An 18,911-nucleotide genomic window follows, 5' to 3' on the forward strand; every position below is an offset into this window, starting at 1 on the left:
CCGGACGAGCATGAAAGGCATGCTCCTTCCCACGATCACCGTCACTGTCATCGGTCTGCTCTTCGCGGCGATCGCAGCCGCTGTTCATCGTCGTGCCGCGGCGTGGGTGGTGCTGCTGGGTGTCGTCGGAGCCTGGGTCGGATACCTCGTCGGGGCCGGAGCGGGCCGGGTCCTCGACGCCGCAGCCGACTCCGACCGGATGCTCGACGTCCTCGGTCATCTCGGCGCGATCGTCGTCGCCGCCTGGGTCGTCGACCGCTACGCGGCGATCGGAGTCGGCGCCCGCGCACCTCGCTGAGCGCGTCCGCCCGCGGTTCCTGTGAATGATTGCCAGGAACGGTTTGTAGACTCCCGGCGACGGGGGTTGCTGAACGCGGGGGCGAGCAAGACGATTTCCGGAGGTGCCGGCTGTGGAGCAGGCAGTAATCGACCGGCAGCCTGTCGGATCACGCGCGGGACGCCCGTCCCGCGCCCTGACCGCCGACTTCGTGCGGGTGCTCCTGTTCACCGGCGTGGTGGTGGCGCACAGTGTGAACGGCATCAACAACGGTCCCGACACCCTCCGGGCCGCAGGTCTCGTCGGAGTCCTCCTGCATCTGACCCGATACGGGTTCGTCGCCGTGACACTGTTCGTACTGGTCCTGTCGATGCAGGGCAAGACGATGACGCCCATCCAGTTCTGGCGTCGTCGATTCGGGCTGGTGGTCTGGCCGTACCTCGCGTGGACGCTCATCTACACGGTCACCGATCATCTCCTCGGCACCGACAACCCGTTCCCCGGCGTCGGACAGTTTGCGGACGACCTCGGTCGGTCGGTGATCACCGGTGAAGCCAAATACCAGCTGTACTTTCTGCTGATCTCGATGCAGATCTACCTGTTCTTTCCGCTCATCGCGGCAGTCATGGACCGCACGGCACACCGGCCCTGGCTGGTCCTCGGTGTCGGAGCAGTGATCCAGGGGACGATGTTCGTGATCTATCAGTACCTGCCGCGGCCGTCCGGTCCGGTGTGGGACGTCGTCTACCAGCACCTGTGGAAGACGCTTCCGATGTACGCGCTGTTCATCGCGATCGGCGCCGTCGCGGCCTATCACCGCGCGCCTCTCGAAGCGTGGCTCCGCGAGCACGCCGTCGGCGTCGTCCTGGCCGCGGTGGTCGGCGCATCGTTCAGCATCGGGTGGTTTCTGGCGACCTCGGGACCCGGCCGTCTCCCCGACGGCGCCACCACACCCTGGAACCCGGTGTTCCTCCCGTGGCTGGTGAGCGGTCTGGTCCTGCTGTGGATGGGCGCGATGTGGTGGGACGGCATGAGACAGTCAGGGCGCAGAGTCGGGGCGCGTGCCGTGTCGGCGGCGACATTGCGCGCGTTCGGCGTGTTCGCAGTCCACCCGTTGATCCTCGATGTCCTCGCCCGCGCGGGGTACTTCGACGCGCTGTTCACCTGGTTCCCGAACTCGGCGACGATCCGCTCAGTGCTGTTGGTCGTCGCGACCCTCGCGCTGTCTCTGGTGCTCGTTGATCTCCTGCTTCGTACGCCGGTGAGCAAGTGGGTCGTCGCCCGTGACCGGATTCCGCTGCCGCGCTTGCGTCGTCGGCGGTCCGTGTCCCACGCTTGAGACCATGATCGTCGCCTTCTCCGTAGCGCCGTCCGGTGAGCCCTCCGACCCGACAGTCTCCCGATCCGCCGACACCGACTCCGGCGGTGTGCACGACGCCGTCGCTGCGGCGGTCCGGGTGGTTCGCGACTCCGGTCTGCCCAACCGGACCTCGAGCATGTTCACCGAGATCGAGGGCGACTGGGACGAGGTGATGGACGTCGTCAAGCGGGCCACCGAGGAGGCCGGACGCTACGGCTCGAGGGTGTCGCTGGTCCTCAAGGCAGACGTCCGGCCCGGCCACACCGGGGAGATCGACGGCAAGATCGATCGGGTGGAGGCGGAACTCTCCGATCAGCGTTCTACGTCGTAGACCGCTTTGAGGACTCCGTTCGAGTAGGCCTCCGACTCTCGGAGCCGAAGGGTCTGACCGGTCTGGGCGGCACGGCTGAAGATGCTCTTGCCCTCGCCGAGCAGAACCGGGAAGACCAGCAGGTTGTACCGGTCGATCAGGCCGGCCTCCGACAAGCCGCGAGCGAGTTCTGCACTGCCGTGGATGAAGATCGCGCCGCCGTCGCCGGCCTTCACAGCGGCGACGTCGTCTACGGTGCGCAGCACGGTGATGTCACCCCAGCCGTCGATCAGCGAACCGCGGTCGAGGGTGGACGACACCACGAACTTGGGCACTTCTCGGTAGGCGGCGTGGTCCGCGGAGGTCGACCAGATCGGCGCGAACGCCTCGTAGCTGCGCCGGCCGAACATCAGCGCCGAGGTCTCGGCGAGCTCGGCCCCCTTGAGCGCAAAAGCCTCGGGGACGAACGGTGTGCGCGGCACCCAACCGCCTGCGCTGTGGCCCTCCGCCACCCCGCCGGGGGAATCGACGATCCCGTCGATCGACATGAATCCCGTGTAGACCAGTTGACGCGCCATGTGTTCCTCTCGTCGGTGTTCACCGACGATCGAACCACGAAACTGCCGTGCCGTTCTCGAAGTGCTCACGATCGGTCACGGTGAAGGCCGTCGGATCGAATCCGCCTGCGAACATCGGAGTGCCGCCGCCTGCGATCACCGGGTACGACTTGATCACCAAGGCGTCGATCTCCGGCAGGAGCGACGCGGCGAGCCTGCCGCCGCCCGCGAGCCAGATGTGCGAATCGGAGGGTTCGGCCTTCAAGGACCGGATCAGGGCGGTCGGGTCGTCGCGCACCACCTCGACCTCGGGATCGTCGACGGTGATCGTGGTCGAGACGACGTACTCGCGGAGATGCCCGTACGGGCGGGTGGTCGGGATCGTCAGAGCCGGCTCGAATGTCGATCGACCCATCACCACCGTGTCGAACGCGGCGTTCGGCCGATCGTCGATGCCGATCGCTCGTCGGACGTGGGTCGGGAGAGTCTCCGGGTATCGGTCTCCGATCCATCCGAGGAACTCCTCGCTGACGGGCAGGAAGTCGATCTCTCCCTCGGGTCCGGCGATGAATCCGTCGAGAGATGCGCCGACGTAGTAGATGAGCTTTCGCATGGAACCTCCCAGAACTACTATGAATGAAGTGATCTGAACGTAGTACTACATCTGGAGTGGTGTCAATGAGGAAGAACGATGCACGCCGAACGGCGTTGGTGGACGCCGCGATCGAGGTGCTCGCCGCCGCGGGTGCCAGAGGGCTCACTTTCCGTGCGGTCGACACCGAGGCGGGGGTGCCGAACGGCACCGCGTCCAACTACTTCGCCAGCCGCGACGACCTCTTCACGCAGATCGGAGGCCGCGTCTACGACAGGCTGCTGCCCGACGAGGCGACCGTCGCGGGCACCCTGGAAGGACCGCGTACCACTGAGCGCTACACCGAGATCATGCGTGAACTGGTGGACCGGGTGACCGCGTTCGGTTCGGGGCAACTGGCGTTGCTCGAACTGCGCCTGGAGTCGGCTCGCCGACCTGAACTGCAACGGGTGCTCACGGCGCGAATCCGTCGTGACATCAATGAGAATCAGGCCAATCACGCCGCGTCGGGCTTGCCGGGCGACGAGCAGTCGGTCCTGATCCTGTATCTCGCGCTCAACTGGCTGATTCTGGAGCTGCTCACGCTGCCAGACCTGCTCAGCACGTCAGAGGTCGATGCAGTCGTCGAGGAGTTGGTACGACGAGCGCTCGCCGTCTGACACCGTCGGCGCCCCGAGTCAGGGCAGTCGATACTCCTGTCTGGGTCTGCCGGTGCCGCCGTACTGCAGTGTCATGCGCAGTCGCCCCGCTGCGACGAGGTGGGCGAGGTGCCGTCGGGCAGTCGGCGGCGCTATGCCGACTGTGTCGGCCACGTCGTCGGCGAACAGGACGGTGTCACGGTCGGTGAACAGCGCGAGCACGGTGCTCTCTGTCGGCGACGCGTGTCCGTCCCGATTCCGCCCCACTGTCCCGAACCGCACGGCGGCCAGAGCTTCGTCCACGCGGCGCTGGTCGACCAGTCCGTCGGAGAGCAGTCGGCGGTACTGCGCGTAACCGGCGAGTCGGCGAGCCAGTTCAGTGTCGTCGAACGGCTTGATCAGATACGTCAGTGCGCCTGAACGCGTCGCGCGCCGAACCGCCGCACTGTCCGACTCGGCGCCGACGATGAAAGAGTCGCACACCAACTCGGAAGCCAGGTCGATACCGGATCCGTCGGGGAGATGGACGTCGAGCAGAGCTAGGTCCACCTCGTTGTCGGCGACGGCCTCTCGAGCCGCGGCGAGAGTCCCCGCCTGCGCGACCACGTGGAAGCCGCGCAACGCCTCGACGATGGACGCGTGCAGTCGTGCCACGCGGAAGTCGTCGTCGACGATAAGCACGCCAAGCCCGTCAGTCATCGTCGATCATCGCCTTCTTCATCTCCGCCACGAACACCGCACCACCCTGTTCCGATCCTGCACCACCTGCATCGACGAGTCGGAGGTCGCCTCCGTCTCGTCGACACAACTGTCGAGCCAGGGCCAGGCCCATCCCGCGGCCGCCAGGGACCGACTCGCCGTCCTTCGACGACACACCTTCGGTGAACACGCTCTCGGGCGGATCGAAGACGATGCCGGCTCCACTGTCGGCGACGGTCACCCACAGGGTGTCCGCCGAGGTGAGGAGCTCGACGTCGACTCTGCCACCCGGCGTCGACGCATCGATCGCATTGTCGACGAGATTGCCGACGACTGTGACGACGGCAGCCGGATCGGACAGGACGCCATGTACCCAGGTCTGAGGGCCGAGTGTCATCTCGATCCCTCGTTCGCGGGCCGTCGAAGCCTTGGCGTCGATGAACGCGTGCAGGTGCGGTTCTTCGACGTTCGCGAGCCCGTCGAGCCCTGCCCGACCGCGGCTGCCGGAGACCTCTGCGAGGTAGTCGGCGGCCTCATCGATGTCGCCTTGACGGAGGAGTCCGGCGAGGACGTGGAACCGGTTGGCGGTCTCGTGACGTTGCGCGCGCAATGCGTCGCTCATCGACCGGATCGCGTCGAGTTCTCGCGTCAGGTTCTCGACATCGGTCCGGTCGACCGCCGACAGCACCATGCCGAGGTCACGACCGTCGGCCTCCACACGGTGCGAAGTGACGAGAACGATGCGGTCACCGACCGTGGCCGGCAGCGGCGCCGGTTGCTCGTGGTCGAGCAGTTCGCGGACACGAGCGGACAATCCGAGAGCGTCGCGGTCGGTGCCGAGAGGCGCGACGATGCCGAGAAGTTCTCTGGCCTGCGGGTTGATCATCCGTAGTCGCCCGACGGAGTCGACGGCGACCACGCCGTCCGCGAGCGCGTGGAGGACGGCACGTTGATCGCGAACCAAATCGACGAGTTCGTCGGGCTGCAGTCCGAGAGTCAGCCGCCGCCATCGGCGGGCGAGCAGAGCCGATCCCACGATTCCGACGGCGAGTGCCGTGCCCGCAAGGCCGACGACGATCCGGATGTCGCGGCGAGTGGCGTCGGCGACGCGCTGGGTGGAGATGCCGGTCGACACGAAGCCGATCACCTGGCCGTGCTCGTCGTACACTGCTGTCTTTCCTCGCACCGATTCGCCGAGGGTGCCACGGTCGGTGTCGAGGACGTCGCGGCCGTCGAGCACCGATGTTGGATCGGTCGACACATGCCTGCCGATCTCGGCGGGATCAGGGTGGGCGACGCGGTAACCGTCGCGGTTGGCGATGACGACGAACAGTACGCCGGTCCGGGATGCGACGTCGTTTGCCTCCTTCGCAAGCACGCCGCGTCGCAGTGCGGGCGCGTCGAGATCGGAGCCCTGCAGACCTGACAGGATGCGTTGAACGTCGGGATCGCCTGCCACGGTGTGTGACACAGCCAGTGCTCTCTCGGCGTACTCCTCGCGGAGATCGTCGTCGACGGTGCTGATGTGCCAGCCGAATCCGACAGTCAGGCTGACGGCGAGCACCGCGATCTGCAGCAGCAGGATCTGCGCGACCAACGACAGGCGCCCGATCCTGCGGACCGGGCGCGAGTCGTCAGCCATGAGTGTCAGGGTATGCGGTGTGCGTGGGCGTCAGAAGGGAATCACGCCGACCACAACGCCGACGACGAGCATGGTCACCGACACCACCGCTGCACGCCAGAGCACCTTCTTGTGATGGTCGGCGAGGGGGACAGCGGCGAGAGCGACCAGCAGCAGAATCGCGGGGACCAAGGGACTCTGCATGTGAACAGGCTGGCCGGTGATCGACGCACGCGCCATCTCTGCCGGGTCGATGCCGTACTTCGACGCAGTCTCCGAGAGCACTGGCAGCACGCCGAAGTAGAACGCGTCATTGCTCATCAAGAAAGTCATGGGGATCGACAACAGGCCGGTGACGATCGCCAGGTGTGGGCCCATCCAGTCGGGGATGGCTCCGGTCAGCCAGTGTGCGAGGGCGTCGACCATGCCGGTGCCGGTGAAGACGCCTGTCAGGACGGCGGCGGCGAGCACCATGGCGACGACCGACACGATCGACGAGGAATGGCGCGTGATGGCTTCCTGCTGATCTTTGACGTGCGGGAAGTTGATCACCAGAGCCAGGCCGGACGCGATCATGAAGAGCACGGGAATCGAGACGACATCGGCGCCGAGCACCGCGAGCAGCGCGACCGTGAGGCCGGCGTTGACCCAGAGCAGGCGTGGCCGCAGGGTCGGACGATTCGGGTCGAGGACGCCGGAGAACGCACTGCCGCCGTCGGACGGTCCACCGGCCTCGACCGTTCCGGAGCCTCCCGTCGGAGGTGTCGACGAACCGCTGACCGCGTGGCCGACGAGCACCGATTCGCGGATTTCGAGGCGGCCGACGCGGCGTCGCTCCATCACACCGAGATGGTACGAGAACGCGAGCACAACAAGCATGCCCGCGACCAACGCCGGGATCATCGGCACGAACACGTCCGCGGCGTCGATCTTCAACGCCGATGCCGCACGAGCTGTCGGGCCGCCCCAGGGGAGGATGTTCATCGTCCCGTTCGCCAGTCCCGCTACGACGGTGAGGACCACGGGGCTCACCCCGAGTTTCATGTACAACGGCAGCAATGCCGACGTGACGATGATGAACGTCGTCGATCCGTCGCCGTCGAGGGATACGACGGCCGCGAGGACCGCGGTTCCGACGACCAACCGAGCAGGGTCGTTTCGCACGAGTCGAACGACCGCCCGCACGATCGGGTCGAACAGGCCGACGTCGATCATGATGCCGAAGAAGATGATCGCGAAGAAGAGCATCGCGGCTGTGGGAGCGAGGTCCTTGATCCCGTCCGAGATCATGTCGCTGATGCCCAGACCTGCGCCGGCGAACAGGCCGAATGCGGTCGGGACCAGAATCAGCGCGACGACCGGCGTCGCACGTTTGGTCATGATGAGGAACATGAACACGGCCACCATCCCCAGGCCGAGGGCTACCAGCATCGTCGTCTCGATTCGTCCATTCCGCATCGGGAGTGACGCGGGCTCGAGAACGAGTCTGAGAGTAATGCCGATCACAGTCACTCTTGTGCTCGTAAGTCTCGTTTTGAGCTTTTCGCTCGCACGAGAAACCGCAGATCAGGGGCGTGCCGGGGTTTTCGCTGCAGCCGAAAGTGCGGACACGATCTGAGGGAGCCCCCATCGGAGGCCCAGCGGTGTCGCGGTGGAGAACGCGAGGCCCACGTTCTTGTCCTCGATGAGGGCGACGCGGTTGTCGGCGATCGGCGCCCATCGCGCGAAGGCGGTGTGGGTCCGCCCCACCTCGTCGAGCTCCGCGCGGGTCGACACAGTGAGAAACAGATCTGGTGCAAGCGGGAGCAACTGCTCGAGGCTCACATTGAAGCTGCTCGGGTCGCCTGCCGCATGCTGCAGGTCGACGGCCGCCGGAAGCGGACGCATGCCGAGTTCAACGAGCGTCTGCACGCGTGCGTCGGTGGTGGAGAAGACGATCGACTGCCCGTCGTCGCCGGGCGCGAAGCCACTGATGAATGTCTTTCCGGCGAGTTCGGGATGGTCGGCGCCTGTTCGTGCCAGGGTCGCGGTCAAGTCCCGTCGGATCTCTGCGGCTTTGGTGGGACGACCGAGGGCCTTGCCGATGATCTCAACGTGCTCCTCCGCCGATGCCGACCATGCTTCGCCGGGGAAGGCGACGGTGGGTGCGATCTCGCTCAGTCGGTTGTACTCCTTCTCAGTGATTCCCGAGTTGACCGCCAGGATCAGATCGGGTTGCTGAGACAGCACGTACTCGAGGTCTACCTCGCCACGTTCCAGTGATTCGTCGACCGCGGGCAGGGGTGCACCGAGCTTCTCAACAGCCTCCTTGAACCACGGATAATAGGAGCCACCCGCGCTGCTGGCGGCGGTGCCTTGCGCAACGGGGACAGTCCCGAGGTCGACGGCGATGTCCGCTCCCGACCACCCGATGACAACAACTCGTTTCGGCTGAGCGTCGATCGTCGTCGATCCGTATGCGTGCTGCAACGTGACCGGGTACGCGCCGGCTTCCGGTTCGGCGAAGACGTGAGTACCGCCCGCCGTGTCGTCGTTCGACGCGGCACATCCCACCGTCGTTGCTAGAAGGGCGGCGATGGCCGTGATGACGACGACTATGCGCGAGTTCCGCATGGTGGGTTCTTCCTGCCTGTCGGACTGATTCGGTGGGGATGGCATCACCCTCGAGAGGGAGCGTATTGAGAGCGACTGTCGAGCAGCGGACAACGTTCGTCGCCGGTCCGACCCTGTAGGGGTACGCCGACACGAACGGTCACAGGTAACGTCTGGACCGAGAACGCGCCGACGGGCGGCGCGGGGACCGCTCGGGAGGAATGAGATGCGACGCCTGGTCGGTGCAGTGGCCCTGATGACGATGATTCTGGGGACCGCCGCGTGCGGACGGGACGACATCGCAGGTCAAGTGAAGGAGACGGACACCGTGACCGTCACCGAGACGGCCGCGCCGACGGCTCGTCAGGAGACCCCGAACACACGCGCGGAAGAGCTGTGCAAAGCCCGTGGTCGGACCGAAGGCGACCAGGCGTGTGTGCTCACCGGTGGAACCATCGACCACGACGTCGCCTTCGACGGACAACGGGTCGTCAAGCTCGTCAACGTCACGGTGACGGGTTCGGCGAAGATCATCGCGTCGGGCCCGGTGACGGTCGTCGGGTCAACGGTCGGCGGCACCCTCTCCATCCGGTCTGAGAACACGGTGACCGTGCGGGCGACGACGGTTCGCGGCTCGCTGGAGATCTCGTCGGCGCGGACCGCGACTCTCACCCGCACCAACGTGCGTGGGGCATTGGATTGCGACGCCGTCGATCGGGCCACTGGAGGCGGCAATGTGGTCGCCGGACAGACCACCGGGGTGTGCGCAGACATCGCCTGATGTTTCCCTGCCCCGCACGTGGGGAACCCGTCTCGCATGACGAATCACGACGACGATCAGACGATCCCGTACCCGGGCCACACCGATGCGATGAGCGAGCAGCCCAAGACTCGATGAGAGATTACGTCGGGAGAGGGCTGTTGGAGGGTCGCCGAGCCCTCATCACCGGCGGTGACTCCGGCATAGGACGAGCAGTGGCGGCCGCGTTCGCAAAAGAGGGCGCAGACGTCGCCATCGCCTATCTCTCCGAAGACGACGACGCGCGCCGGACGGTGGAACTCGTCGAGGCGGAAGGCTGACGCGGCGTCGCGTACCGCCGTGATCTCGCCGACCGGAACGCGTGCACCGACGTGGTCGAACGCACTGTGGCTGACCTCGGCGGACTCGAGATCCTGGTCAACAACGTCGCCTACCAGGCGCCGGTGGACGACCTGTCGGAATTGACCGACGAGCAGTGGTCGCGCACGTTCGCGGTGAACATCGACAGCTGCTTTCACACCACCCGGGCAGCGCTCGACCACCTGACACCGGGCGGAGCGATCATCAACACCGGGTCGGTCAACGGGCTGCGCGGCAACAAGACTCTCATCGACTACTCGGCTACCAAAGGCGCCGTCCACGCGTTCACCATGTCGCTGGCTCAGGCGCTGATGGACCGGCAGATCCGAGTCAACTGCGTCGCGCCGGGACCTGTCTGGACTCCGCTGATCCCGGCGACTCTGCAAGCCGACCAGGTCGAGACCTTCGGCGAGCAGGCCCCGATGGGTCGGGCCGCGCAGCCGGACGAGATCGCCCCGTCGTACGTCTTCTTCGCCGCGCCCCAGCTGTCGTCGTACTACACGGGTGAAGTGCTGGCGCCCATCGGCGGAGAGACCCATCCCGGTTGACGGACACGCGTCGCCGGCACTCACCCACGAGAATGAGGAGGATGACGTCAGATGCCGAAGACAGATGAGAAGGGCCGCCCCCGGAAGAGTGAACTGCCCGACACCGTCGCCAGATCGCCGAAGAAGGCGCAGCGCACATTCGCCGAGGCGCACGACAGTGCGCTCGAAGAGTACGGCTCGGAGGAGTCCGCGCATCGCGTCGCCTACAGCGCGCTGAAGCACTCGTACGAGAGAGTCGGCGACCGGTGGGTCGCGAAGAAGAAGCGGGGCCCATCCGATGAGCGTGATCGGAGCGGTGGCCCGGACGCCTCCGGCGAGAGCCATGGAGGCGTCGACGCGGAGGCCTCGAAGAAGCACCTCATGCAGGTGGCTCGCGATCTCGACATCCGCGGACGATCGACGATGCGCAAGGCCGAACTGGTGAATGCGATCGAGCGGGCGAACCGCAAAGCCGCAGACCGTTCGAAACGGTCCTGATTTCGGTCGAACTCCTTCCGAGACGCCCCCGCGAAGAGTAGCGTCGATGTCACTCGGTTCAACCACCAGCCGAGTTCCGTGCCATTGAGACGCCGCGTGCGTCCGGGCATTCACATCACCGCACAGCAGGCGACGCCATGTGCGTCAGCCTTCTTGCGGTCGACGTCAGAAGGAGCTCAGGAATGAAGGACAACGAGTACGACCACGTGAGCGATCTCCTCGCTGAACGTGACACTCTGAACGACGACGATCCGCGACGCGCCGCCCTTCGCGACCGGGCGGTGGTGGAGAGCCTTCCACTCGCACAGCACATCGCCCAGCGGTTCGCGGGCCGCGGGGAGAGTCACGACGACCTCGTACAGGTCGCGCGACTCGGTCTCATCCAGGCCGTCGACAGGTTCCAACCCTCACGCGGCGCCGACTTCCTGTCGTTCGCCGTGCCGACGGTCATGGGAGAGGTCCGACGCCACTTCAGGGACAAGACCGCCATGCTCAGAACACCTCGGCGGGTCAAGGAGTTGGCGTTGAGGATGGGAATTGCCGAGGCACAGCTGACACATCAGCTGCGGAGATCGCCGACGCGGGCGGAGTTCGCCGCAGAACTGGACGTCGACGTCGCCGACATCGACGAAGCGCGCCTCGCATCGGCTGCGTCCTCGACGGTGTCGTTGGACAGTCCTGCGGGCGACTGCGACAGGCCGTCGTCCGAGCGGATCGGCGACGTCGACGGGCGCTACGACGTCGTCGACGACACGCACGCCCTGAGGCCGGCCCTCGCGCGGCTTCGGGATCGTGAACGTCGGATCCTCGGCCTACGGTACTTCGAGGACCTGTCGCAGAGCGCGATCGCCGAACGGACTGGGCTGTCCCAGATGCACGTGTCTCGACTGCTCCGGAAATCGATCGCCGACCTGCGGCAGGAACTGACCGCGGCCTGACCGGCCTCACCGGGTGTCGGGACGCCCGTGGTGGTGTTGCTCGTAGTCGAGCGCCTCCTCCTCAGTAACCTCGGGGATCAGCGGGTCGTGTTGCGGACGGTCGTGGGCCGGGTGTCGCGCGAGCGTGACGCGCACTGCGGCGAGGAATCCCAGCCCGGCGATCCCGCAGGCCACCGTCGCGATCACCCACGGCGTCAACGCCCAGTCGAAACCGGCGGCGACGAGCGTGATCGCGAAGAACGCCAATGCCAGCAGCAACAGTCCGTATCCGACGAGTCCCATCGCTTTGAGCGGTCGGACACTGGCGGCCGGCGCGTGGGCCTCGACAGGATCGTCGATGCCGTCGTCACCGAGACCGGGTGTGCCGTCGGCGGTCATGACGGGAGTCCTCTGAGCGCTGCGATCGACGTGCATTCGCAGAGTTTGCAGATGTCCATGTCGGTACTCCTTCCCTGGCAGGACTGTTCGCCTTGCGAATACGGGTACCCGGTCGCCGTGGAGTCAAACATCGGTCGTGGAGGGTTGCCGAGTCGGCCGAGTTTCGGCACGGTGGAGTCATGAGCGATCAAACGAGTGTGACAGTGGAACGAGTCATCGACGCACCGGTCGATCGTGTATTCGACGTGCTGAGCAACCCCGAGCGGCACCAGTCGCTCGACGGATCGGGGTTCATCAGAGGCGTCGATCACGCCGACCGGATCCAACACGTCGGCGACGTCTTCACGATGAACATGGAAGGCTCCCACATGGGTGGGGAGTACCAGACCGACAACCACGTGACCGGATACGTCAAAGACAAGCTGCTCGCGTGGAAGACGGCCCCGGCGGGAACCGAGCCGCCCGGCTGGGAATGGGTTTGGGAACTCGAGTCGCAAGGTCCCGACGAGACTCTGGTCCGCCACACCTACGACTGGTCGAAGGTGACCGAAAAGAGCCTTCTGGAGAAGGTCGGCTTTCCTCTCGTCTCCGAGCGAGACCTTCACGACACTCTGTCGAGGCTCGCGGCTCAGGCCGCGACAGACTAGAGGACCGTCACGGCGATACGTCTTCGTGCGCGCTGAGGACGATGCGGTCGACGCTGGAGCGCGCCCGCGACGGCAGGTCGACGTCGGCGAGCCTGGCGTCGATCGCCGCTGCAAGCGCGTAAAGCTTCACATTCGACTCCTGTGAACGCCAGACGAGCAGATCGAATGCCTGCTGAGCGTTGAGTCGATAGGCGAGCATCAACGCGCCTTTCACCCGCTCGATCGTCGCGCGTCGACGGACCATCTCGTCGATGTCCATGCGGCCCCGCGAACCGCTCCCGTCTGCGGTGTCGCCGTCTGCCGACGCCGCGACGTAGAAGCCGAAGGTTCCGCGCCGACGTCCCTCGGGATCGTGCATGAGGTCGCCGACGACAATCACCGGGATGACCGACCCGAGCCGGTCGACGATGCGATGTTGACTGCTGAAGGGCTCGCCCGCACTCCGGACTCGTTCGATCAGATCGGCCACACGCTCCCTGTCGTCGGGATGCTTGTGAGCGAGGAGCAGGTCGATCGTGGGGGCGACCGCCTCCGCGGACTCGTAACCGTGCAGTCGGGCGAGTTGATCGGACCACTCCCAGCGGTCCTCGTCCCGGTAGTACCAGAATCGGCCGTACCGGAACGCCGGATGCTCGGCGGCCGGGTGGTCGAGTTGTCGTTGCACGATCCGACGATAAAGAGTGCGGGGGTTAAGCGGCTCACCCTCAGGGGTGTATCCAGGGTGGGTACGGTTGAGTTATGGGACCGATCAGGGTAGCCATCATCGACGACTACGACGTTGTCGTCAGAGGCCTTGCGACCATGCTCAGGCTGTACTCACACCGGGTGAGTGTGCAGGCGTTGTCCACCTCGGGTGACGTCTCGGAGCCGGTGGACATCGCCCTGTACGACTCGTTCGCGAACCCGCCCGCCGATCGGCAGACGATCGACACGCTGCTGACGAACAACAAGGTGGGCCGGGTGGTGGTGTACTCCTGGGAGGTCTCGGAGCCGACGGTGGCAGCGGCTCTGGAGAACGGCGCCACCGCTTTCCTGTCCAAGAAGCTGCCGGCCGCCGAATTGGTCGACGCGCTGGAGAAGATCCACGGAGCCGACGACACTCCTCGAGTGTTCCCGGGCCGAGCGGAGACCGCGGTGTCCACCGCGGGGGACTGGCCGGGACGCGAAGAAGGCCTCACTCAACGTGAGGCCGAGGCGTTGGCCCTCATCACACAGGGCCTGAGCAATGCGGACATCGTGGGTCGAACGGGACTGTCGATCAACTCCGTCAAGACCTACATCCGCACGTGTTACCGCCGTATCGGAGTGTCCACTCGGGTACAAGCCGTGCTGTGGGGCGCACAGCACGGCTTTGTGCCCGACCAGCCGAGACCCTAGCGGACCTGCCTTCCGGAGAAGGCTCGCAGAATCGCAAGCAGGATGATCGATCCGAGCAGTGCGGTGAAGAACGTGAACCACATTCCGCCGCTGGCCGTGTCGAGGAAGAAGCTCAGCAGGAACCCGCCGAGCAGAGCGCCGATCACGCCGACCACGATGTTCGCCAGCAGCCCCATCTGGGCATCGGTGCCCATCACCTTGCTCGCCAGCCAGCCGGCGAGACCTCCGATGATGATGTAGCCGATCCAGCCGACGGACGTGAACGTCGACGACTTCGCGAGAACGTCGACGGCCGCGAGTTGAACATCAGACATGGCAGTACCTCCTTGATTGTTGGACAAGTGGGGTTACCCGGAACTGCGACAGTTCAACCGGAAGACGTCGACGATCTTGGCGCAGAACGCGGGAAGGTCATCTGGATCTCGACTGGACACGAGCCCACCGTCGACGACGACTTCGCCGTCGACCACTGTGCCTCCCGCGTTCCGGATGTCGGTTCTGATGCTCGGGTAGCTGGTGAGGGTGCGTCCCGCGACGACATTGGCTTCGACGAGAGTCCACCCGCCGTGGCAGATCACCCCCGTCGGTCTCTCCGCGTGCATGCATCCTCGAACGAAGTCGACGGCGTGCACGTTCTGGCGCAGCTTGTCGGGGTTCGTCGTTCCGCCGGGGAGTATCAGCGCGTCGAAATCGGCCACCGACACGTCCGTGATCACCTTGTCGACGGGGTGGCGCCCGGCAGGCTCGACGTCTTTGTGGAACGCCTGGATCTCGCCGTCGTGAAGGGACACCAGCACCGTTCGAGCGCCTGCCCGCTCCACGGCTTCCCGAGGCGCCGTCAGCTCGATCTCCTCGACGCCGTCGGTGGCGAGAATCGCCACCACCGCCCCGTCGAGCGGCCTGCCGGCCGGAGGCGCCTGTGGTGCGGAGTCCTCATAGATCGGGTCGTCGTCGGTCATCGCCTTCTCCTCTCCTCACGGTTGATCCGCCGACGGTGGCTCGCGTCGCACAACGGTGCCGTCGCGCTGAGCCCGCACGCGCAGATCGCTACTTTGAATCGGTCACAGTGGATGGTGGAGCCGTCGGCGCATTCCACGTCGACCGGTCCCTCGACGAGGATCGGTCCCTTCGGTACTACCCTGACCCGGCGCGCCGCACCGTCGGCGTGCGTCATGTCGACGTCCCCGCCGACCCGGGAATGCGCTGCGCGCGAATGACGACGATCGACTCCTTGTCGCTCGTGGAGTCGAGCAGGCCGTCTCGGATCAGGAGTGCGCGACGCGACTCGACGACCGGCCCGAACGGGATCAGCCGTTCACGAACGACCTTCGCCCGCAGCCCGGCATCTCGCAGCGCCGCCACGGACGTGTCCACGCCTGCGAGCTCGGACTGGACGATCAGCGCTGTGCCGTGCTCCGCCAACAGCCGGGGAAGTATCGCGCAGACCACGTCGAGCACGGCTCGACCGTCCGGCCCGGCGTTCCACGCATGGATCGGTCCGACGACGGACGACTCCGTTCCCGGGGGTGTCGGAACATACGGGGGGTTGCAGGTGACGAGGTCGAATCCGGTCTGGTCCACTGCAGTCAGATCGGACCACATGACAGCGACGTCCACCCCGTCGCGGGTGGCAGCGCGGCGCGTGGCATCCACCGCGTGCGGGCACGAGTCCACCGCGGTCACCGCGGCTCCCCGGAGTGCACCCGCGATCGCCACCGCACCCGACCCGGTGCACAGATCGAGCATCGTGGCACCGGAGAGGTCGACCGATGACAACGCGTCTATGAGGAGATCGGTGTCCTCCTGCGGGCGGTAGACCTCGTGATCGTTCCCCGGTGCGACGGACGCGTCCGGCGACGTCAGCGGGAATGCCATGTCAGCCGTTCCGCCCGCGATACGCGGCATGCCGCAGGTCGTCCCACCAGTCGCGGACAGGCCGCATGTCGTCGGGGACCGACGTCGAATCGAACTCGGCGACGTCGTCGGTCACCGGCTCGCCTCCGAATTCGACTGATCCCAACGGCACACTCGGCCGTCCGTGTGGGCTTCCGGTCAGTTCGAGGACTGCCGGAGCGTGTGCGAGTCCACGACCGAGGCTCTCGAGATCAAGGCCTGCGCCGACCTGCGGTGTGCGGAGTCGGCCGGACACTCGCCACGTTCGGCCGCGGTATCGGAACTGTCCGTGTGCCGTCAGCGGGACCTCGTTCCAGTGGAGCGCGGGCCGCATCACCGGAATCCCCGCGATCCGTCGTTCGGGCCCGGACATCACCAGGTCCCAGCCGACCGAGGGGAATCGTAGTGCGGCCCCGACAGTGTCGGGCAGCAACCCGGGGAGCCCGAGAGCCTTGGACAGGCGGACCGTGACCGGTCCCGAGCGGATCGGGAGGTGGTCGGCGTCGACGACGGCCTCCCCGGATACGACAACTCCGGAGCGGTGAAGCAGCGCGGTGTCTCTCATGGAACCTCCTTGCGTTCGTGCGGCGCTCGTCGGTGCGAAACTGTGGTGATCCTGGGGTACCCGGAACGAGCCGGAGTCAATCCTGGTTTGGAGCCCCGCACGACCGGGTACCCGGTCATCGGCGGTCCGGCTCCCGAAACCACAGGCAGGTGACCAATCGTGACTCGACAGACCCAGACACCGACACGCCGCGCTCAACGTTCGCTGCCCGATTCTCGCGGCCCGGTGTCGAAGCGCATCGTGAATGCGGTTCGTGCATCGACAGGCGATGCGCCGACGGCGATCGATGTCCCGGACGACCTCGATCCATGGGGTGAGGACGTTCAGCTCGCGCTCCTCGTATGCCACGAACTGCACTATCGTGGGTGGTCCGACGCAGGACGAGACTGTGAGTGGGATCCCGCCGTCATCAGTGCGCGAACCCGTCTGGAGGACATGTTCCTCGACGCGGTCGCCGATGAGGCGGCTCAGCTCCTCGGTGAGGGATCTGCGGACGATCAGTTGGGCGCCCTGGCGCGTGCTGTGCCGTCGGGCGTGACCGCGCACTTGAAGAGGCACGGCACCGAGGACGAGTTCAACGACTATTTCGCGGCTCGCTCCATGTATCACCTGAAGGAGGCGGACCCGCACGCGTGGGCGATCCCGCGACTGAGTCGTACGGCGAAGGCGGCGTTCGTCGCGGTGGAGTACGACGAGTACGGAGCCGGTCGAGGCGAACGCGTGCATCAGGAACTGTTCGCCGAACTGTTGTCGTCGATGAACCTCGACGACGGCTACCTGGCGTATCTGGACGCGGCCCCGGCGGTGGTTCTGGCACCGGTCAATCTGATGTCGTGCCTGGGGCTTCGTCGTTCACGGCGCGGCGCGACGGTCGGACATTTCGCGGCCACCGAGGTGACGTCGCCGGTGGGATCGGCCTGGCTGCTCGCCGGACTCGACCGGATCGACGCCCCCGAACCCGCACGATGTTTCTACCGCGAGCACGTCGAGGCCGATGCCGTCCACGAAATCGTCATGCGAGACGAGGTGGTCGCCTCCCTGCTCGCGGACGAGCCGTCCCTGCACGACGACGTGCTGTTCGGGATCAGAGCGTTGCAGGTGGTGGAGAACCGTCTGGACGCCGCCTTCACCACCGCGTGGGAGACGGGCGAGCCTCTGATGGGTCAGGACTCCACGGGTCGGAACCTGGTTCCGATCCGACCGTGCAGGTCGGGGGAGATCTCGTTGATGAACTCCAGCGTCTCGGCCTTCTCGGCACCGCGGTACGGCGTCGGCACGTAGTCGTTGAATCCGGCGTCGCGCGACAGGCGGGTCGGGATCACCCGGTACTCCGATCCCGACACTCGCTCGCCGGTGACGGTGAGGCGAGTCTGCAGGATCATGGTGCGCTTGTCGGACGGGTTGGTGTTGCCGCCGAATGAGAAGTTGCCGAGCGAGTAGGCGATCAACTTGCCCTTGTACGTCGACATCGACTGGAGCACGTGCGGATGTGTGCCGATGACGGCGTCGGCGCCCTGATCGATCGCGAACTCGGCGAGTGAGGTCTGCACCTCGTACGGCCGATTCTCCGCCTCGATTCCCCAATGAAAGAACGGGATCACCACCTGTGCACCCTCCGCCCGGAGGGTTGAGAAGTCGGTGCGGACTTTGGCACGGAATGGCACGGTGTCGGCCCAGGCTTGATAGCCGACGAGTCCGACCCGGACACCCTTCACATCGCGGATCACGCGGAAGTCGTACGTCGAGCCCTCCGACTCGTGGCCGGTTCCGACGTAATCGACGCCGACGGCGTCCAACGCGCGAGTGGTGTCGTCGAAGCCCGCCTGGCCGTAGTCGAAGGTGTGATTGTTGGCCAATGTGACGACGTCGATCCCGGCGGCGGGCAGCGACTCGGCGACCGCGGGGTCGCCGTAGAAGTGGTAGGTCTCACCGTCGCCCTTGTACCGCTCGCGGCGCTCGCCGGTGAGGGCGACCTCGAAGTTCGCCACGGTCAGATCGTCCGCGGTGAAGTAACGTTTCACGTTCTGGAAGAAGTAGTCGGGAGACTTGCCTGCGCGGGCCCACAGTTCGGGGAGGGTGCCCCCGCCGAAATCCTTGTCGGTGCCGAGGATGTTGTCACCGACCCAGCTGATCGTGATGGTCCTGGTGCTCGGAACGTTCTGCTCGGTCGGGACAGGGGATGTCTCGGCTGCGAACGCCGCGCTGTCGACCGACTGCAACATCAGCGGAGCGGCGCTTCCGCCGACGGCTGACACGGCCGTCATCATCACGGCACAGAAGCCGATTCGTCCCGATCGCACCCGAACATCCAACCCGGTTGCG

General features: G+C 66.0%; 24 protein-coding genes and 1 pseudogene. 11 read left to right on the top strand and 14 right to left on the bottom strand.

Annotation, left to right across the window (positions count from 1 at the left end):
- The first annotated feature begins 19 nt into the window (after positions 1-19).
- The 3 genes from WFK36_RS03335 (at position 20) to WFK36_RS03345 (ending at position 1,968) form a co-directional block, all read left to right on the top strand.
- Positions 20-298 (top strand): hypothetical protein, encoded by a 279-nt coding sequence (locus WFK36_RS03335; protein ID WP_336789649.1) that lies wholly within the window; start codon positions 20-22, stop codon positions 296-298.
- Between the two features lie 112 nt (positions 299-410).
- On the top strand, positions 411-1,616 hold the full coding sequence (locus WFK36_RS03340; RefSeq protein ID WP_336789651.1) for an acyltransferase: 1,206 nt from the start codon (positions 411-413) through the stop codon (positions 1,614-1,616).
- Positions 1,617-1,620: 4 nt separating this feature from the next.
- Positions 1,621-1,968: a thiamine-binding protein gene (locus WFK36_RS03345; protein WP_336789653.1), complete on the top strand. Its 348-nt coding sequence runs from the start codon at positions 1,621-1,623 to the stop codon at positions 1,966-1,968.
- Here the strand turns inward: WFK36_RS03345 and WFK36_RS03350 are convergent.
- Positions 1,950-2,525 (bottom strand): dihydrofolate reductase family protein, encoded by a 576-nt coding sequence (locus tag WFK36_RS03350; RefSeq protein WP_336789655.1) that lies wholly within the window; start codon positions 2,523-2,525, stop codon positions 1,950-1,952. The two genes, WFK36_RS03345 and WFK36_RS03350, sit on opposite strands and share 19 nt — an antisense overlap.
- 19 nt (positions 2,526-2,544) lie before the next feature.
- Positions 2,545-3,117, bottom strand: coding sequence for a dihydrofolate reductase family protein (locus tag WFK36_RS03355; RefSeq protein WP_336789657.1), 573 nt, complete (start codon positions 3,115-3,117; stop codon positions 2,545-2,547).
- A 65-nt stretch (positions 3,118-3,182) separates the two neighbouring features.
- Between WFK36_RS03355 and WFK36_RS03360 the strand changes: the two genes are divergently transcribed.
- Positions 3,183-3,755 (top strand): TetR/AcrR family transcriptional regulator, encoded by a 573-nt coding sequence (locus WFK36_RS03360; protein ID WP_336789659.1) that lies wholly within the window; start codon positions 3,183-3,185, stop codon positions 3,753-3,755.
- Between the two features lie 18 nt (positions 3,756-3,773).
- On the opposite strand, the gene WFK36_RS03365 is transcribed toward WFK36_RS03360, so the two are convergent.
- The 4 genes from WFK36_RS03365 to WFK36_RS03380 all read right to left on the bottom strand — a co-directional run bounded on the left by WFK36_RS03365 (position 3,774) and on the right by WFK36_RS03380 (position 8,667).
- Positions 3,774-4,433 carry a response regulator gene (locus tag WFK36_RS03365; RefSeq protein ID WP_336789661.1) on the bottom strand — a complete coding sequence of 220 codons (660 nt, stop codon included), beginning with the start codon at positions 4,431-4,433 and terminating at the stop codon, positions 3,774-3,776.
- Complete coding sequence (locus WFK36_RS03370) at positions 4,426-6,075, bottom strand: ATP-binding protein (RefSeq protein ID WP_008375718.1); 1,650 nt, start codon at positions 6,073-6,075, stop codon at positions 4,426-4,428. Before WFK36_RS03370 ends, WFK36_RS03365 begins: the two co-directional genes overlap by 8 nt.
- 30 nt (positions 6,076-6,105) lie before the next feature.
- Entirely contained in the window at positions 6,106-7,485 is a 1,380-nt protein-coding gene (locus WFK36_RS03375) for a CitMHS family transporter (RefSeq protein WP_336790943.1), read from the bottom strand.
- Positions 7,486-7,620: 135 nt separating this feature from the next.
- Positions 7,621-8,667, bottom strand: coding sequence for an ABC transporter substrate-binding protein (locus WFK36_RS03380; RefSeq protein ID WP_336789664.1), 1,047 nt, complete (start codon positions 8,665-8,667; stop codon positions 7,621-7,623).
- Positions 8,668-8,872: 205 nt separating this feature from the next.
- Here WFK36_RS03380 and WFK36_RS03385 point away from each other — a divergent pair, with 205 nt between their 5' ends.
- The 4 genes and pseudogenes from WFK36_RS03385 (at position 8,873) to WFK36_RS03400 (ending at position 11,729) form a co-directional block, all read left to right on the top strand.
- Entirely contained in the window at positions 8,873-9,427 is a 555-nt protein-coding gene (locus WFK36_RS03385) for a hypothetical protein (RefSeq protein WP_336789666.1), read from the top strand.
- 36 nt (positions 9,428-9,463) lie between these two features.
- Positions 9,464-10,314, top strand: a pseudogene (locus WFK36_RS03390) (SDR family oxidoreductase).
- A 51-nt stretch (positions 10,315-10,365) separates the two neighbouring features.
- The gene (locus WFK36_RS03395) at positions 10,366-10,791 is read left to right on the top strand and encodes a ChaB family protein (RefSeq protein ID WP_336789668.1); all 426 of its coding nucleotides are present in this window, start codon (positions 10,366-10,368) and stop codon (positions 10,789-10,791) included.
- Positions 10,792-10,973: 182 nt separating this feature from the next.
- Entirely contained in the window at positions 10,974-11,729 is a 756-nt protein-coding gene (locus tag WFK36_RS03400; protein ID WP_336789670.1) for a SigB/SigF/SigG family RNA polymerase sigma factor, read from the top strand.
- A 6-nt stretch (positions 11,730-11,735) separates the two neighbouring features.
- On the opposite strand, the gene WFK36_RS03405 is transcribed toward WFK36_RS03400, so the two are convergent.
- Positions 11,736-12,107, bottom strand: a complete 372-nt coding sequence (locus WFK36_RS03405) for a hypothetical protein (protein ID WP_336789672.1) — start codon at positions 12,105-12,107, stop codon at positions 11,736-11,738.
- Positions 12,108-12,286: 179 nt separating this feature from the next.
- On the opposite strand from WFK36_RS03405, the gene WFK36_RS03410 reads away from it, so the two are divergent.
- Entirely contained in the window at positions 12,287-12,754 is a 468-nt protein-coding gene (locus tag WFK36_RS03410) for an SRPBCC family protein (RefSeq protein WP_336789674.1), read from the top strand.
- Between the two features lie 7 nt (positions 12,755-12,761).
- On the opposite strand, the gene WFK36_RS03415 is transcribed toward WFK36_RS03410, so the two are convergent.
- On the bottom strand, positions 12,762-13,418 hold the full coding sequence (locus tag WFK36_RS03415) for a PAS and ANTAR domain-containing protein (RefSeq protein ID WP_336789676.1): 657 nt from the start codon (positions 13,416-13,418) through the stop codon (positions 12,762-12,764).
- Positions 13,419-13,492: 74 nt separating this feature from the next.
- Between WFK36_RS03415 and WFK36_RS03420 the strand changes: the two genes are divergently transcribed.
- Positions 13,493-14,131 (top strand): response regulator transcription factor, encoded by a 639-nt coding sequence (locus tag WFK36_RS03420; protein ID WP_336789678.1) that lies wholly within the window; start codon positions 13,493-13,495, stop codon positions 14,129-14,131.
- On the opposite strand, the gene WFK36_RS03425 is transcribed toward WFK36_RS03420, so the two are convergent.
- From WFK36_RS03425 to WFK36_RS03445, 5 genes are read right to left on the bottom strand one after another with little or no spacing between them, the layout of a single operon-like run.
- Entirely contained in the window at positions 14,128-14,445 is a 318-nt protein-coding gene (locus tag WFK36_RS03425; protein WP_336789680.1) for a GlsB/YeaQ/YmgE family stress response membrane protein, read from the bottom strand. The two genes, WFK36_RS03420 and WFK36_RS03425, sit on opposite strands and share 4 nt — an antisense overlap.
- 33 nt (positions 14,446-14,478) lie before the next feature.
- Positions 14,479-15,090 carry a DJ-1/PfpI family protein gene (locus WFK36_RS03430; RefSeq protein WP_336789682.1) on the bottom strand — a complete coding sequence of 204 codons (612 nt, stop codon included), beginning with the start codon at positions 15,088-15,090 and terminating at the stop codon, positions 14,479-14,481.
- Positions 15,087-15,305 carry a CDGSH iron-sulfur domain-containing protein gene (locus tag WFK36_RS03435; RefSeq protein ID WP_336789684.1) on the bottom strand — a complete coding sequence of 73 codons (219 nt, stop codon included), beginning with the start codon at positions 15,303-15,305 and terminating at the stop codon, positions 15,087-15,089. The genes WFK36_RS03430 and WFK36_RS03435 overlap by 4 nt, the downstream gene beginning before the upstream one ends.
- Positions 15,302-16,006: a HemK2/MTQ2 family protein methyltransferase gene (locus WFK36_RS03440; RefSeq protein ID WP_336789686.1), complete on the bottom strand. Its 705-nt coding sequence runs from the start codon at positions 16,004-16,006 to the stop codon at positions 15,302-15,304. Before WFK36_RS03440 ends, WFK36_RS03435 begins: the two co-directional genes overlap by 4 nt.
- 1 nt (position 16,007) lies before the next feature.
- The gene (locus WFK36_RS03445) at positions 16,008-16,589 is read right to left on the bottom strand and encodes a hypothetical protein (RefSeq protein WP_336789687.1); all 582 of its coding nucleotides are present in this window, start codon (positions 16,587-16,589) and stop codon (positions 16,008-16,010) included.
- 159 nt (positions 16,590-16,748) lie between these two features.
- Between WFK36_RS03445 and WFK36_RS03450 the strand changes: the two genes are divergently transcribed.
- Positions 16,749-17,870, top strand: a complete 1,122-nt coding sequence (locus tag WFK36_RS03450; RefSeq protein ID WP_336789689.1) for an iron-containing redox enzyme family protein — start codon at positions 16,749-16,751, stop codon at positions 17,868-17,870.
- Here the strand turns inward: WFK36_RS03450 and WFK36_RS03455 are convergent.
- A complete protein-coding gene (locus WFK36_RS03455; protein ID WP_419717337.1) occupies positions 17,753-18,901 on the bottom strand; it encodes a CapA family protein in 1,149 nt (382 codons plus the stop codon). The genes WFK36_RS03450 and WFK36_RS03455 overlap by 118 nt on opposite strands.
- Positions 18,902-18,911: the final 10 nt, after the last annotated feature.

The organism is Gordonia malaquae (assembly GCF_037148075.1).
Classification (GTDB): Bacteria; Actinomycetota; Actinomycetes; order Mycobacteriales; family Mycobacteriaceae; genus Gordonia; species Gordonia malaquae.